Source organism: Ruegeria sp. CG11 (assembly GCF_056537245.1).
This window is the reverse complement of record NZ_JBQFRE010000072.1, coordinates 1-634: the sequence shown is the minus strand read 5'-3', so window position 1 is coordinate 634 and position 634 is coordinate 1. Positions and strand designations below refer to the sequence as shown.

At 57.3% G+C, this 634-nt stretch carries 1 protein-coding gene; it reads right to left on the bottom strand.

Translation table 11 applies throughout. From position 1 onward, the window contains the following. A partial coding sequence (locus ACR0KW_RS24280; protein WP_480807313.1) for a transposase occupies positions 1–627 on the bottom strand: 627 nt, incomplete at its 3' end. Positions 628–634: the final 7 nt, after the last annotated feature.

Here is a 634-nt window from a genome sequence, read left to right as displayed (position 1 = left end):
CAGCTTGGCGAGTTTCCGAAGGTTTTGGGCGGTTGCTGCGAGTTGAAACTGTTCATATGCGCCTTTGGGTCCACGTAGCCGCATCGTCGGCACGCCTATGTATCGTTTCAGATGTGCGAAGAGCATCTCAACCTTCCTTCTCTGAATGAACGAGGTCATGTACGCATCGGTCCTGCGGATATCGCGGGCGACGTCGCGAGCCGCTTCATGGACGGAACGAAGCACGTTCTGGGCTGGCTGATTTGGACAGCAATTTGCTTTCAATGGGCATGCGTCGCAGTCGTGCTTTGATGCACGATATTTAATGAAACCGCCTTTGCCGCCATTTGGCTTGCGCGGTTTGGAGAAGTTTCGCCGATATGTTCGCAGCTCTTTATTGCCGGGGCATGTGTAGCTGTCGGTCGTGGGGTCGTAGACGAAGTCTTCGCGCGAGAACGTGCCGTCCGTCCGTTTAGATTTATCCCACACCGGGATGTGCGGAGCGATGCCGCGCTCTTCCACCAACCAGCCCAGCATCTCCGCTGAGCCGTAGCCCGTATCGCCGACCAGCTTGTCCGGCGTCATGCCGAAGCGGTCCGTAATCCGGTCGATCATGCGTCGTGCAGCAAAGGCCTCAGCGGTTCGGATCGGAACC